This window comes from Mesorhizobium sp. ES1-4, from assembly GCF_020164745.1.
Classification (GTDB): Bacteria; Pseudomonadota; Alphaproteobacteria; order Rhizobiales; family Rhizobiaceae; genus Mesorhizobium.
Window position 1 is genome coordinate 84,279 of sequence record NZ_JAIUGV010000017.1, and the last position, 14,621, is coordinate 98,899.

At 61.8% G+C, this 14,621-nt stretch carries 14 protein-coding genes; 8 read left to right on the top strand and 6 right to left on the bottom strand.

Annotated features, from left to right (window positions below):
* Window positions 1–10: 10 nt before the first annotated feature.
* From LB556_RS26160 to LB556_RS26170, 3 genes are all read right to left on the bottom strand, one after another.
* Window positions 11–1,021 carry an ABC transporter permease gene (locus tag LB556_RS26160; RefSeq protein WP_224570466.1) on the bottom strand — a complete coding sequence of 337 codons (1,011 nt, stop codon included), beginning with the start codon at window positions 1,019–1,021 and terminating at the stop codon, window positions 11–13.
* The gene (locus LB556_RS26165) at window positions 1,021–1,944 is read right to left on the bottom strand and encodes an ABC transporter permease (RefSeq protein WP_224570467.1); all 924 of its coding nucleotides are present in this window, start codon (window positions 1,942–1,944) and stop codon (window positions 1,021–1,023) included. Before LB556_RS26165 ends, LB556_RS26160 begins: the two co-directional genes overlap by 1 nt.
* Window positions 1,945–2,008: 64 nt before the next feature.
* The gene (locus LB556_RS26170) at window positions 2,009–3,670 is read right to left on the bottom strand and encodes an ABC transporter substrate-binding protein (protein WP_224570468.1); all 1,662 of its coding nucleotides are present in this window, start codon (window positions 3,668–3,670) and stop codon (window positions 2,009–2,011) included.
* A gap of 234 nt (window positions 3,671–3,904) precedes the next feature.
* Between LB556_RS26170 and LB556_RS26175 the strand changes: the two genes are divergently transcribed.
* From LB556_RS26175 to LB556_RS26185, 3 genes are all read left to right on the top strand, one after another.
* Window positions 3,905–4,864 (top strand): asparaginase, encoded by a 960-nt coding sequence (locus tag LB556_RS26175; protein WP_224570469.1) that lies wholly within the window; start codon window positions 3,905–3,907, stop codon window positions 4,862–4,864.
* 79 nt (window positions 4,865–4,943) lie between these two features.
* Window positions 4,944–6,020, top strand: coding sequence for a tartrate dehydrogenase (locus LB556_RS26180; protein ID WP_224570470.1), 1,077 nt, complete (start codon window positions 4,944–4,946; stop codon window positions 6,018–6,020).
* Window positions 6,021–6,027: 7 nt separating this feature from the next.
* Window positions 6,028–7,197 (top strand): mandelate racemase/muconate lactonizing enzyme family protein, encoded by a 1,170-nt coding sequence (locus tag LB556_RS26185; RefSeq protein ID WP_224570471.1) that lies wholly within the window; start codon window positions 6,028–6,030, stop codon window positions 7,195–7,197.
* 34 nt (window positions 7,198–7,231) lie between these two features.
* On the opposite strand, the gene LB556_RS26190 is transcribed toward LB556_RS26185, so the two are convergent.
* Complete coding sequence (locus LB556_RS26190; RefSeq protein ID WP_224570472.1) at window positions 7,232–8,314, bottom strand: tartrate dehydrogenase; 1,083 nt, start codon at window positions 8,312–8,314, stop codon at window positions 7,232–7,234.
* A 176-nt stretch (window positions 8,315–8,490) separates the two neighbouring features.
* Between LB556_RS26190 and LB556_RS26195 the strand changes: the two genes are divergently transcribed.
* Window positions 8,491–9,405 (top strand): LysR family transcriptional regulator, encoded by a 915-nt coding sequence (locus LB556_RS26195; RefSeq protein WP_224570473.1) that lies wholly within the window; start codon window positions 8,491–8,493, stop codon window positions 9,403–9,405.
* Window positions 9,406–9,503: 98 nt separating this feature from the next.
* Here the strand turns inward: LB556_RS26195 and LB556_RS26200 are convergent, their stop codons facing one another.
* The gene (locus tag LB556_RS26200; protein WP_224570474.1) at window positions 9,504–9,800 is read right to left on the bottom strand and encodes a hypothetical protein; all 297 of its coding nucleotides are present in this window, start codon (window positions 9,798–9,800) and stop codon (window positions 9,504–9,506) included.
* Window positions 9,801–10,017: 217 nt separating this feature from the next.
* Here LB556_RS26200 and LB556_RS26205 point away from each other — a divergent pair, with 217 nt between their 5' ends.
* Both LB556_RS26205 and terL read left to right on the top strand, forming a co-directional pair.
* On the top strand, window positions 10,018–10,908 hold the full coding sequence (locus tag LB556_RS26205; RefSeq protein WP_224570475.1) for a polysaccharide deacetylase family protein: 891 nt from the start codon (window positions 10,018–10,020) through the stop codon (window positions 10,906–10,908).
* A gap of 102 nt (window positions 10,909–11,010) precedes the next feature.
* The gene (gene terL, locus LB556_RS26210; protein ID WP_224570476.1) at window positions 11,011–11,499 is read left to right on the top strand and encodes a phage terminase large subunit; all 489 of its coding nucleotides are present in this window, start codon (window positions 11,011–11,013) and stop codon (window positions 11,497–11,499) included.
* A gap of 31 nt (window positions 11,500–11,530) precedes the next feature.
* Here the strand turns inward: terL and LB556_RS26215 are convergent, their stop codons facing one another.
* On the bottom strand, window positions 11,531–12,136 hold the full coding sequence (locus tag LB556_RS26215) for a TetR/AcrR family transcriptional regulator (RefSeq protein WP_224570477.1): 606 nt from the start codon (window positions 12,134–12,136) through the stop codon (window positions 11,531–11,533).
* Between the two features lie 124 nt (window positions 12,137–12,260).
* On the opposite strand from LB556_RS26215, the gene LB556_RS26220 reads away from it, so the two are divergent.
* Window positions 12,261–13,460 carry a RidA family protein gene (locus LB556_RS26220; protein WP_224570478.1) on the top strand — a complete coding sequence of 400 codons (1,200 nt, stop codon included), beginning with the start codon at window positions 12,261–12,263 and terminating at the stop codon, window positions 13,458–13,460.
* Window positions 13,460–14,614, top strand: coding sequence for a M24 family metallopeptidase (locus tag LB556_RS26225; protein ID WP_224570479.1), 1,155 nt, complete (start codon window positions 13,460–13,462; stop codon window positions 14,612–14,614). The genes LB556_RS26220 and LB556_RS26225 overlap by 1 nt, the downstream gene beginning before the upstream one ends.
* Window positions 14,615–14,621 lie beyond the last annotated feature (7 nt).

Sequence of the window (14,621 nt, forward strand, 5' to 3'; positions counted from 1 at the left end):
CATTCTCACATTAGTTGCTGATACGCGGGTCGAGCAGGAAATAGATGAGGTCGACCGCGATGTAGACGATAAGGGAAAAGATGGCAGAGAAGAGCACGAAGCCCAGAACCGGATAGATGTCCGAGTTCAGCACACCCTGGACCGCGTACTGCCCCGCGCCACCCCACGAGAACACGATCTCGACGAGCACCGCACCGCCGATCAAGAAGCCGTAAAGCACGCTGATAATGGTGACGATAGATGGCAATGCATTGCGCAGCGCATGGCGCACCACAAGGTTCTGCGGCACCCCACACAAAACTTCAAAACGGCTGAAATCCGATTCCAGCATCTTCTCCATCGTGGCCTGCGTCATCTTCAGGATGGGACCGGCATTCAGGAGGCCAAGCGTCAGCACTGGCAAGACCAGGTGCGCGCAAGCAGACCAGAAGGCCTGCAGGTCGCCGGCGAGAAGCGCGTCGATGGTGAGGGCCCCTGTGACTGGCAGCGGCGGTATGACGATCATGTCAATACGGCCGAGCGGCGCAGGCGCCCAGCCGAGCACGGTATAGAAGATGAAGATGAGAACCAGAGCGAACCAGAAGTCCGGCAACGCACCGGCACTGAGGCCGTAGAGATCCGCCAGGCGCGCCACCCAGCCGTTCGGCTTGCGCGCCGCATATACCCCTAGTGTAACCCCGACGACGATGGCCAGAAGCAGTGAAAGCGTAACGAGTTCGAGTGTGGCCGGGAAGCGCTGAAGCAGATCCTCGAGCACTGGCCGCGTCGTCTGCCAGGAAGTCCCCAGGTCGCCGTGCAAAAGATTGCGCACATAGATCAGGAACTGCACATAGAGAGGCTGGTCGAGCCCGAGCTGCTGACGCAGTGAGGCGATCGCCGAAGGTGTCGCCGTCGGGCCGAGCATCAGCACAGCGGGGTCACCCGGAATGCTCTTTACCAGCAGGAAGCTGACGAGCACGATGCCTAGCAACTGAGGGATGACGAAAATCAGGCGCTTGGCGAGATAAGCGAGGATGCGCATCAGGCACCCTCCACCGGCAGGTCAGCGCGACGGCGATGCTCACGCGCATCGCTCAGCAGCTGCCGGCGCTTGGACGGATCGGCAAGGACCTCAATGGAGGCGCCGACCAGCGAGAAGCCGAATACGGTGATCGCCAGCATCGCGCCCGGGAACATGGACGGCCACCATTGGCCGGTCACCACGTTTTGAAAGCCCATGGCGATCATACTGCCCCATTCGGGTGTCGGGGCTCGTACGCCGGCACCGACGAAGGACAGCGCCGAGGTCAGCAGGATGCCCCACCCGACATTGACCGATAGCTGCGCCAGCACCGGCGCCATCGCGTTGGGGATGATGTGGCGCACGATGGTTTTCATGTCCGAAAGGCCATTGACCTGCGAGGCCTCGACATAGCGCATGGAGCGGATGCTGAGCACCTGCGAGCGCATGAGACGCAGGTAGATCGGCGCATTGACGAAGGCGATGGCCAGCACCACGGTCTGGATGCTTTGGCCGAGGCTGGCAACCAGGGCGATGGCAAACACGAAAACGGGAAAGGCCTGCAGCACGTCGGCCGCGCGCATGACGGCGAAGGATAGCCACACGCGAATGCCGCGCCCGCTGCTGTAGAAGCCAACAACAGCGCCGACCGAGCCGCCGGCCAGCGCCGACAGAAGCGTACCCAGTATAGCGATCGTCAGGTCGATGCGCGGCGCGTAGATGGAACGGCTGAAAATATCCATGCCGACATTGTCGGTGCCAAAGAGATGGGTGGCATCCGGCGGCTGCAGGAAGCTGACCGAATCCGCCTCGGTCGGCGAATAGGGTGTGATGGCCGGCGCGAAGATCGCCAGCAGGGTGATCGTGATGACGATCAGGTAGCCGATCGCAAATCTCGGCCGGATGACCGCCAGCCTCACGAGAAGGCGAAGCTTCGAAGACATCTGAGTTCTTTCCGATACTCGAACTTGTCCCCGGAGGTTACCCACCTCCGGGGACAAGCCCTCATCAGCCGCGACTGAAATCCTGGAACCGCAAGTTGTTGGACGTGTAATAGGTATAGCCCTTGAGGGCAGCCTTACGCGCCAGCGTGTATTTGGGATAGGCGATGAAGCCCCAGGGCGCCTCGTCCATGAGCGTTTTCTGAACTTCCGTGTACTTCTGCTTGCGGACGTTGTCGTCCAGCGTGGCAAGGCCGTCCTTGATCATCTGATCGACGTTCTTGTTGTCGTAGTTAGAATAGTTCACGTAGCTTTCGGAATTGAAGTATAGGTAGGTCGAGTAGCCCGGATCCGGCGTCCACGGCGAGTCCAGATAGAAGATCATCGGCTTGGCGCGCTTGGTGACGTTCTCGTAGAACACGCCGGCCGGCAGCTTCTCCAGCGTCAGCTCCACGCCGATCTGCTTCAGCGCGGTCTGGATCAACAGTGCGATCGGCTCCTGCGTCGGGTCGCCGGCGTTGTAGGACAAGGTGGTCGCTAGGTTCTTGGCGCCGGCCTTGTCCAGAAGCTCCTTGGCCTTGGCAAGATCATAGCCGTAGGTGAAGAAGCTTTCGTCCGCCATCGGGTAGATATACGGCATCGGCGCCTTCTGTTCGTCGGCATAGCCGTAGTAAATCGTGCGGATGATCTCGTCGCGCGGGATCGCGAGGTTGATGGCGCGGCGCACGTCGACATTGTCGAACGGAGCGATCTTGGAGTTGAGCTCCAGCCAGATCATGTAGGACGAGTTGACCGCATCCACGGCGACGTTCGGCTGCTTCTTCAGCGCCTCGAGCTCGCGCGGCTGCAGGAACTGTGCGATATCGACCGCCCCGCCCTGCAGCAGCGAGAAACGACTGGCCGACTGCGGCACTTCGCGCATGATGACGCGCTTCATGAAGGGCTTCTCGCCCCAGTAGTCGTCGCGCGCCTCGAATACGGCTTGTTGGCCGCGCACGAGCTGGGCAAGGCGATAGGGCCCGAAGCCCGCGCTATCGTTCTTGAGGAAATTGACCCCCCACGGGTCGTCGGAGCCACCGGCTTCAGCGCACTTGGTGGCGTCGTAGATCGGATTGGCCAGGTTGCATTGCTGCTTGAGAAGCAACGGATTTGGCTGGTCAAGATTGAAAGAGACCGCATAATCGCCTTCGACCTTGATCTGGTCAGGCGTCTTGAGACCGAGCACCGCTGTCTGGAACAGGCCTTGCCCCTTGAGGTTGAACTTGCGGTCCCAAGTCCATTTCACGTCCTTCGATGTGAACTTGTTGCCCCAATTGGAGACGACACCCTCGCGCAGCTTGAAGGTCGCCTTGCGTCCATCGGGAGCCACTTCCCAGCTTTCCGCCAAGCGGCCTCGCAGAGCGAGGTTGTTCGGCTTGTCGGTATGGACGCCGGTGTCCTCGCGCAGCACGCCGGGCGCATTGGGATCATCCATCTTCTCGTAGCCGAGCATGTACTCGTAGAGCGCACCGAGCGAATCGATGGAGCCCAAGCTAACGTCGAACTCGATGTCGAGCCCTTGCGGCGTCGCGGGCGCAGCGATCACCAGCGTACTGTTGGCATCCTGCGCGAACGCTTCACCCAGGCGGCCTGTCGACGAAGCAAGGGCCGCGCCACCAATGGCGGCGGTCGTTTTCAGGAATTGTCGACGCGTCGACGCCAACCGAATTCTGGTAAAATCATCAGCCATCTCTGTTCCCCATTGCTTGCGCGAAAAGCGCGCTATCGTCTATTCGCCTTTGGACAGACCAAAGAGCGCAATTCAGATTAATGGATAATTTTGGCCTGACCGTCAATCACAAAAAATGCAAAAAAATCATCGCGTCTCATAGCATAACTAAAAAGCTTCTTGATTTCTTGGTCTGACCAAATTACTCAACGTCGGGAACGACAGCGAGGGACTGAAATGCGAAAAATCTGTCTGATGACCACAGGGGGAACGATCGCATCCAAGCTGGAACCCGTGAGCGGACATGTCACCGCTAGCGTCACAGGATCGGAGTTGCGTGCCATGCTGCACGATCCGCTCGATGGCATTGACATCGTCATCGACGAGTTCTGCAATGTCGGCAGCTATGCCATCGATCTTCCGCTCGGCTTTGCATTGGCCCAGCGGATTTCGCAGCACCTGCAAGGTGATTTCGACGGGGTCGTGGTGACCCACGGGACCGACACGATGGAGGAAAGCGCCTTTCTGGCTGATCTCCTTGTTGCGACGGACAAGCCGATCGTCTTCACCGGCGCGCAGCACGCGGCCGATGAGGCAAACCCCGACGGCCCACGCAACCTCACGGATGCGATCCGGCTGGCCGCGTCCGAAACCGCGCGGGGCCTCGGCGCGATGATCTGCTTCGAGCAGGAATTCCATGCTGCGCGTGACGTGAGCAAATCGCACAGTTCACGCACTGATACCTTCATTTCCTACGAACACGGCAAGCTCGGGGAAGTGGACGGCGACCGCATCGTGCTGCACCGCAAGCCCGTTCTGCGCCGAACCTACGACGCCAAAGACATCGTCGCCGATGTCGATCTCATCAAGCTGGCCATGGGGATGGGCGACCGCTACATCCGCTTCGCCGCCCAGGATGGCGCCAAGGCCATCATTCTTGAGGGTTTCGGACGCGGTAACGCGACGCCTGCCGTCACTGCCGCCGCGACATCGCTTGTCGCCAAGGGCACTCCCGTTATCATGACCAGTCGCTGCCAGCGCGGCCGGGTCAAGCCGATCTATGGCAATGGCGGCGGCAAGACGCTCTCCGACGGCGGCGTGATCTTTGCCGGCGACTTGAGCGGCCAGAAGGCACGAGTACTCGTGGCAGTCCTGCTCGGCATGGGAATCGAGGGCGAACGCCTTCGCCAGGAGATCGAATATTTCGGCGGTTGATACCCGCTCGTCCATCGCCTGAATTCTTTGAGGCGGCCGTCCATAGCCGCCATCCTACCGCTGCAGCCGAGGAACCACGATGTCAGCCAAGAAACACAGGATCGCGGTCATTCCCGGCGACGGGATCGGCAAGGAGGTCGTCCCCGAAGGACTTCGCATACTGGAAGTGGTGGCAAGGCGCTTCGGCATCGACCTGCAGTTCGACCATTTCGACTTTGCGTCGTGCGACTATCATGCCAGGCACGGCCGCATGATGCCGGAGGACTGGAAGTCCAGGATCGGAAACCACGATGCCATCTTCTTCGGCGCAGTGGGCTGGCCGGCCATCGTTCCCGACCATATCTCGCTTTGGGGATCACTGCTGCAGTTTCGCCGCGAGTTCGACCAGTACGTCAACCTGCGCCCCGTCCGGCTTATGCCGGGCGTGCCCTCGCCGCTCGCCAATCGCAAGCCCGGCGATATTGATTTCTACGTCGTCCGCGAGAACACCGAGGGCGAATATTCATCCATCGGCGGCCGGATGTATCCGGGCACGGAGCGCGAGATCGTCATCCAGGAAACCGTGATGTCGCGCGTCGGCGTCGACCGCATCCTGCGCTATGCGTTTGATCTGGCGCGGAAGCGTCCGAGCAAACACCTCACATCGGCCACCAAGTCCAACGGAATCTCGATCACCATGCCGTATTGGGACGAGCGTGTCGAAGCGATGGCCGCCCAATATCCGGATGTCTCGTGGGACAAATACCACATCGACATTCTGACAGCCCATTTCGTGCTCAATCCGAACCGTTTCGACGTTGTGGTGGCGTCGAACTTGTTCGGCGACATTCTCTCAGATCTCGGACCGGCCTGCACCGGCACCATAGGCATCGCGCCGTCCGCCAACATCAACCCGGAAGGCCACTTTCCATCGTTGTTCGAGCCGGTGCACGGCTCGGCCCCGGACATCGCCGGGAAAGGCATCGCCAATCCGATCGGACAAATCTGGACGGCTGCCATGATGCTCGACCATCTCGGCTACGAAGAGGCCGGCCGCGCGATCGTGGAAGCCATCGAAGCCACGCTGAAAAACGAAGCCACCCGCACAGGCGATCTCGGAGGCAAGGCCGATACCGTCACCTGCGGCAAGGCGGTGGCAAAGGCACTCGAAGGATAGGACCGGCATGCGCATCGTCGACATCAGGGAAAAGACGATCTCGATCGCCTCCCCCATCGCCAACGCCTATATCGACTTTTCGAGGATGACTTGCTCGGCCGTCGCCGTGATCACCGACGTAGTGCGTGACGGCAAGCCGGTGGTTGGCTACGGTTTCAACTCGAATGGGCGCTATGGCCAGGGCGCGCTGATGCGCGACCGCTTCCTCGCGCGCGTCCTTGAGGCGGATCCCGAAACGCTGATCGACCATGAGAATGACAACCTTGACCCGTTCGCCATCTGGAAGACGCTGATGGCTAACGAGAAGCCCGGAGGCCACGGCGAACGGTCCGTCGCGGTGGGCACCATCGACATGGCCGTCTGGGACGCCGTCGCCAAGATCGCCGGCGTCCCGCTGTGGCGCCTGCTGGCGGACCGGTACCGGGCGGGCGTGGCTGACGAGAAGGTTTGGGTCTACGCGGCTGGCGGCTATTATTATCCCGGCAAGGATCACTCGAAGCTTCAGGCGGAGATGCGCGGCTATCTCGACCGCGGCTACAAGGTCGTGAAGATGAAGATCGGCGCCGTGCCACTGGAAGAGGATCTGCGCCGCATCGAGGCCGTGCTGGAGGTGGTCGGGGAGGGCAAGTATCTGGCTGTGGATGCCAACGGACGCTTCGACCTGAAGACCGCCATTGCCTATGCCAAGGCGATGCAGCCATACGGCCTGTTCTGGTACGAGGAGGCCGGGGATCCGCTGGACTATGCCTTGCAGGCCGAACTGGCGGACCACTACGACGGGCCGATGGCGACAGGCGAGAACCTGTTCTCGCATCAGGATGCGCGCAACCTCCTGCGCTATGGTGGCATGCGGCCCGACCGCGACTATCTTCAGTTCGACTGCGCTCTCTCCTACGGCCTCGTGGAATATCTGCGCACACTGGAGGTGATGAAGGCGTTTGGCTGGTCGTCACGGCGCGTGGTGCCGCATGGCGGCCACCAGATGTCACTCAACATTGCCGCGGGCCTGCACTTGGGCGGCAACGAATCCTATCCCGACGTTTTCCAGCCCTTTGGCGGCTTCGCCGACGACATCGCCGTCGAAGATGGCCATGTCGGGCTGCCGGATATTCCCGGTGTCGGGTTCGAGAAGAAAGCCGAACTGTTCAAGCTGTTCCGGCAATTGCACCAGCCGTGAGCGAGAACCGCCAGCCGCGCCGAAACGACGGTTCTCAGCCCGTGAGGACGTTGCGCCCGCCTACGGCGTTGCAGACCGCTTCGGTAACTTCGCGCGTCGTCGCCTTGCCGCCAACATCCGGCGTCATGATGCCCGCTTCACCGACACGCTCGATGGCGTGCATGAGTTGATCCGCCGCCGCCTGCTCGCCCAGATGGCCGAGCATCTGTACCGCCGTCCAGAAGGTGGCGACGGGATTGGCGATCCCCTTGCCAGCAATGTCGAATGCCGAGCCGTGGATGGGCTCGAACATAGAGGGAAAGCGACGTTCCGGATCGATGTTGGCCGTCGGCGCCACGCCGATGCTGCCGGCCAGCGCGCCCGCGAGGTCAGACAGCACGTCGGCGTGGAGATTGGTGGCCACGATCGTGTCGAGGCTCTGCGGCTTCAGCACCATTCGCACCGTCATGGCGTCCACCAGCATCTTGTCCCAGGTGACGTCCAGAAACTCGCGCGACACCTTCTCGGCGATCTCATCCCACAACACCATGCCGTGACGCTGCGCATTCGACTTTGTGACGACCGTCAGGAACTTGCGCGGCCGCGACTGCGCCAGCCCAAAGGCGTAACGCATGATGCGTTCAACACCGACGCGTGTGAAGACGGACACTTCCATGCCGACCTCTTCCGGCAGGCCACGATGGACGCGCCCGCCGGCACCGGAATATTCACCCTCCGAGTTCTCTCGCACGATCACCCAGTCCAGGTCTCCGACCTCGACGCCGCGCAGCGGAGACGCGATGCCGGGCAGGATCTTGGTCGGTCGGACGTTGGCGTACTGGTCGAACCCTTGGCAAATCTGCAGGCGCAACCCCCACAAGGTCACATGGTCCGGGATGTCGACCGCGCCGACAGCTCCGAAGTAGATCGCGTCGAACTCCTTCAGCTGTTCAAGGCCGTCGGCCGGCATCATGGCGCCATTGCGCTTGTAGTAGTCCGAACCCCAGTCGAAGACAATGAAGTTCAGCCTCAGGTCACCGCGCTGCTCGGCCAGCGCCCTGAGCACGGTGATGCCTGCGTCGATGACCTCAGGCCCGATTCCGTCAGCGGGAATCGCGGCGATCGAATATTCGCGCACTATCAGTCTCCTCGCCATGGCAAGCGCGTGGACGCACCAAACCTGAGCCGGGTGGACGGGGCCCTGTGCGGTCCGTCCACCCGGCCTCGGGTTTATAGGCCGAGTTGCGTCAGATTCGATGCACTTCTGATTATATAAAAATGTGACTTAATCCGGCCTTGTACGGGAGTTAGCGCTTGGACCTGCACCAATTGAGATGCTTTGTCATGGCAGCCGACGAGCTGCATTTCGGCCGGGCGGCGCAGCGCCTCGACATGCTGCCGTCGTCCCTCAGCCGGCATATCCGCATGCTGGAGGAAGATCTCGGCGTGCGGCTGATGATGCGCACCACGCGCAATGCCGTGCTGACCGAACATGGGTCTCTCCTGCTGGAAGAGGCAAGGTCCCTGCTTGCCAGAGCGGACGATTTGGAAAGTCGCATACGCGAGAAGGGCCGCGACCGTGCGGCCGTGCTGCGGCTGGGCGTGATCGATAGCGCCGCGGTGGGGCTGGTGCCAAGCCTACTGCACGACTTCAGGGAAGTTGCCCCCGACGTCACCGTGCAGGTCATGGAGGACAAGACAACCCGCCTGTTGCCGCGCGTGCTCTCGGGTCGGCTCGACCTGGCCTTGATCCGGCCGTCTGCCGCACCGAGCCGTCGTCTGGAACTCCACTTCCTGCTTTATGAAACGGCCGTCGTGGCCGTACCCTCCAGTCACGACCTGACGCGTCGGACAAGCGTGTCGGTGCTCGACCTCGTGGACCAGACTCTGATCGTGCCGGAGCGACGATCGCGACCGCATAGTCACGACCTGACGATGCGGCTTTTCAGTGAAAGCGGCCTCTCTGCCAAGGTCGTGCATCTGGCCGATGAGAAGCAGACAATCGTGAACCTCGTGGCAGCCGGAATGGGTATCGCCATCGTGCCGCGCTGGGCTTCCCGGATGCAGGTCGAGGGCGTGACCTACGTCGCGCTCGACACGCCAGGAGCAGACGGATTGAAGAAGCTTCCCTTAGCCGTTGCCTGGACCGGACGCACTCGCGATCCCGTACGAGACATGCTGGTCGAGCTGCTGCGCGGCAGAATCGACATCTATTCAAAAGACGCATGATTGGCTTTGCTGCCGGAATCAGGTCTTTGCGAGAGTCGCCGATTCTTATCCTCCTCGTCGCACAGGAACCGGCGCTGCCTTCGTGATTATTGCGAATTTTAATACAATTGACGCTCGTCTCCGCTGCGCTCAACATTCAAGTTCCACGGTTGGCCTTGGGTCAACCCAAACTTCCAAGTGAAACCAATGCGCAGGCCCGTCACAACCGCTCTCAGCTGCACCGCCATCATTCTGTCCTTGCTCCCGGCGTCGGCCCAGGAGAAGAAGGCCGTGATCGGTATGAGCGTCCCGGCGCTGCAGAACCCGTTCTGGCGCTCGTTCGCCGACTTCGGCACGGGCGCGGCCACGGCGCTGGCGCGGAAACCGTCGTCGTCGACCCCAATAAGGCTAAACACCACTATCTTCAGCCTGTTTGCTCGGACAATGGTCGACCTCTGTACCCAAAGCCAAGGCGCCCTATGAGATCTACGAAGACGAGTTGCATCCGCTTGGCGGCGCCGCCGTGGAGGCCTATACGTCTCGGCCGACTGGTTGCGCGACCGGCTTGACGGCGGGTTCGCCCTGAGAAGCCTGATTTCATCGAATCGCATTCCAAGCCCGTAGGACCGTCCCATGCCGCTGAGCCCTCGCGAACGAATAGACTATCAGGCGATCGTCGATAGGGAGCCGCTGAAATTGCCTGACGGCGTCAGGATGCCAGTATGGCTCATCGTCAATGTCGAACATTGGGATGCGCGGCGGCCGATGCCGCGCACGGTCCTGCCGCCGCCGATGGGCATGCCGCTGCTACCCGATATTCCGAACTGGTCATGGCACGAATACGGCATGCGGGTCGGCTTCTGGCGCATTCACGAGAGCCTGACATCCCGAAAAATCGTTCCGACGTTGGCCATCAACGGATCAGTGTGCGAGGTCTATCCCAGGGTCGTGCATGCGGCGCACGACGCCGGATGGGAACTGATGGGTCACGGTTGGTTGCAAGGGCCGATGCACAATCTCGAAGACCAGCGCCTTTCGGTCCGGCGCACTATCGAAGCTCTCTTCAAGATTTCCGGCAAGGCGCCCGTCGGATGGGAAAGTCCGGGGCTTACCGAAACAGCCGACACGGCTGACATTCTCGCTGAGGAAGGTATCCGATACGTTGCCGATTGGGTGATGGACGACTTGCCTTGCGAACTAAAGACTACGGCCGGCCAGCTGGTGACACTCCCCTATACGGTTGAGATCAACGACGTCGCCATGATGGCTGTGGCGCAGCACTCGTCAGCGGAACTGCTCGAACGCGGCAGGCGCCAGTTTGACCGGCTGTATCACGAGAGCGAGACCTCGCCGCGGATCATGTCCATCAGCGTCCATCCCTATCTCAGCGGTGTTCCGCATCGGATCGGTTACCTGGAGGAATTGCTGGATTACATCGCATCGCATGGCGACGTGGCGTTCTGGACGGGCGAGCAAATCTATAATTGGTACACGTCGGCACGGCCCAATGCCGCCCAGCCGTAGGCTCCTCAATGAATCGACGCGGTTCCGGAGACTGTAATGTATGGACCACGGGGAGGTTTGCGATCGCAGTCCGGATCTTCGCCGGTCCACGAGATCAGCGTCGTGACCGCGGCCTCTGCATCCAAGCGCGTCGGGCCGACGCGGCCGACTGTCCTGGGTATGTCGTTTCCCACTGAATTTCACGCCGCTGCGAGGTTGGGGGCCGCCCTACACGTGCGCATCAGGGCAGCTTACCCAGACCTCATCAAGGCCGTCAAAAGCTACCTTTTGGAGCACGACCCCGACATCATCCTCATTGAAGGTGCGGGCTCTGGCTCAAGCCTCATCGCCGACTTGCAGAGCCAAGACATCAGCACCACGCCGGTAAAAGCCAGAACCGACAAGGAAAGCCGGCTGTCACCCGTTGCCGCAATGATCGAAAACGGCAACGTGAATCTTCCTAAAGACGCACATTGGAGAGATGACTTCCTGCTTGAGGTGCTCGCATTCCCGCACGGAAAGCACGATGATCAGGTCGACTCGATGACCCAGGCTCTGATCTGGATGAAAGACGACAAGCCGACTGGTAGGTTCCGCATCGGCCGGTGTTGAGATTGGCGCATGGTCAATTTTAAACTTTATGTCACTCGGCGCTGGATTTGATGATCCGCGTCAGGCTGCGATAGGTTTCTTCCAGCGCTTCAAAGCCGCCTTCGGCGAGAGTGATCGGGGCAGCGTTATCGGCGATCGCCGCGAGCAGCAACGCCGCGTCGGCGGCCACCACTTTGGGTGCGAGCTCGCCACGCCTGCCGGCCGATAAAAATGCCTGGGTGAACAGTGCCAGGAGCTCAACGCCAAAGTGGTTGAGCATCCGCCGGCCATCGTCCCCCAACAGATCGGCATCCTGCCGCAGCCTCGAAATCAAGCTCCAGTTGTGCCCTTCTGTGCCGGCTGGGTTGAAGTGCCGGAAGCGGGCGCGGCTATAGGCGATCATCGCCTCGGTCTGCTCGGCGAGGCTCGACCCCTCATGCGACCACACAGCGCGCAAGGCGCTCAGCGTCGCCTGCATGTAGTCGCCCAGCACCTCGTTGACCAAGGCCTGCTTGTTGCCGAAATGATAGTGGATGTTGGCGCGCGTCGTCCCGAGCGCCGCCGAGATGTCACCGAAGCTAGTGCCGCGATACCCGTCGCGCACCAGCAGCTCCAGCGCCGCATCCTTGATCGCCTGTCTCGTATCCGTCTCATCCATAGCGGCATCATAGCCAAATCCGCGCCACTTGGACGCCGAAGCTCACGGAGTCCCCAAGCATTTGACGAAAAACTGACTTGCAGGTAAGTAAGTAAATAGCGAAGCAGGAGAACCGCCGGTGCAAATGCAGAGTTTCACGGATGTCCGGGATGCGGCACCGCAGGCCGTCCGCGCCGGGAATCTGATCCTCGTCGGGGGGCTGATGGCAACGGACGCTAACGGCGACATTGTCGCCGCCGACATTGCCGGCCAAGCGCGCGTCATCTTCGCGCGGCTGGCGGCACTTCTCGCCCATGCCGGCGCCGGCATGGCCGATGTGGTCAAGCACAATATCTATTTCAGCTGCGAAGCCGATGCCGTCGGCGCCTTCCTCGACGAGCTCGATTCCGTGCGCGCAGGCTATTTCACCGCACCCGGCCCGACCACCACCGAAATCCGCTGCGGTCTCGACAACGAGGGCGCGCGGCTGATGGTCGACGCCTGGGTGGTGACCGGCGGCAAGCGCGAGCTGCTCGATCCCTCATGCCACTGGCGCTGGCACAAGAAGGTGCCCTTCGTCCATGGCTGGAAGGTCGGCGACATGCTGTTCATCGGCGGTCAGCGCTCGCTCGATGCCAACGGCAAGGTGCTCGGGCTCGGCGACATCGAGGTGCAGACTGAAGAGGCCTTCCGCAACCTCGACACGAGGCTGCGGCAGGGTGGCGGCGACCGCAACAGCCTGATGCGCCAGAACACCTGTTTCCGCTTCTTCAGCGAAGGCCGCGAAGTCACCGACTATTGGGAGAAGATGACCAATGTGCGTCGCCGCTACATGTCGGTGCCCTCGGCAGCGGGTGCCGGCCTGCGCATACAGGGCATGGGAAATGCCGACGAACTGATCCAGGTCGAGGGCATCGGTATGCTCGGCGACGACAAGCAGCGGCTTCAGCCGGCCAACCACTGGGACTGGAGTATCCCCAACACCCAGTTCACGCAAGGCTGGAAGATCGGCAAGCTCGCCTTCATCGGCGGCCAGATTTCGGCCGACAACAAGGCTCAGGCCGTCGGCCACGACATGGAGACGCAGACCCGCAACGTTTTCGAGTTCATCCGCCGCACGTTGGCCGAAGGCGGCCTCGACGAGAGCGACGTCGCCAAGCTCTACATCTACTACCACGCCGAAGGAAGTTGGGCCGAGATCGAGGCGACCCGCGCTGTAATCGCCCGCGTGCAGCGCGAATTCTATCCGCAACCTGGTCCGGCGGTGACCGCGATCCGCGTCGCAGGCTTTGCCTTCGAGAACCTGCTGGTCGAGATCGAGGCAATGGCGGTGACACGGGACTGATGTCGAAACACGATTTCACCGCCGCCGAATTCGCCGCGCGACTGGTGCACGTCCGTGCCGCCATGGCCGCGCGGGACCTCGACTGGTTGGTCGCCGTCCACCCCACCTCCATCCATTGGCTGACCGGCAGCGACGCCAAGAGCTATCAGGAATTTCAGTGCCTGCTGGTTGGCGCGCGCGACGAACCGCTCGTCGTGCTGACACGCCAGGGCGAGGTGCATGAATTCGAGACAGACTCGGCTGCCGGCGAGGTGCATGGCTTCGGCGGCGGCGAGAACGAGGATCCGATCGCTGCTTTTGCCGGCGTGGCCCGGCGCCATGGCGTATTGGGCAGGCGCGTCGGTCTCGAAGTGCCCGCCTATTATCTTCACCCGCATCACTATCTCGGCCTTCGCGCCGTCATCGGCGATGCTCTTGTCACCGAGGCGACCGAATTGATCGCCGGGCTGAAGCTGGTGAAGTCACCGGCGGAGATCGGCTATATCAGGCGCGCGGCCGTCCTTGCCGACCTCGCCATGGCTCGTTTCGCCGGCGCGCTCGCGGCGGGCCAGTCGGAACTGGCGCTGGCCGGCGGCATCCACGACACGTTGCTGCGCAATGGCAGCGGCATCGCCGCCAGCCCGATCAACCTCGCCTCCGGCCCGCGCTCGGCCTACAGCCATGGCGCGCCGACCGCGCGCCTGTTGCGTGAGGGCGATTTCGGCAACCTTGAATTCGGCGCGACCTTCAACCGCTACACCGCCACCATTGGCCGCAATTTCGTACTGGGAAAGCCGACGCCGCGCATGTCCGAGCTGCATGACATCGTGCTGCGCGCCAGCGGCGCCATGATTGGTGCGATCCGCGACGGCGTACCGGCAACAGTGCCGCACCGCGCGGCCCGAGCCGTCATTGGCGAGGCCGGGCTCGAACCCTACCGTGTCCACACATCGGGCTATGCGCTGGGGCCGGGCTTTCCGCCGAGCTGGGCCGAGCCGCTGCACATGATCGGCGACAGCCCGCATGTGCTGAAGGCCGGAATGGTGGTCACCATCGAGCCGCCGGTCTTCATCGGCGCCGAGGGACTGGGCGCCCGCATCATCGACAATGTGCTGGTGACACCGACGGGTGCTGAAGTGCTGGCGCAAACGCCTCGCGATCTCATCGTCGGGTGATTTTTTG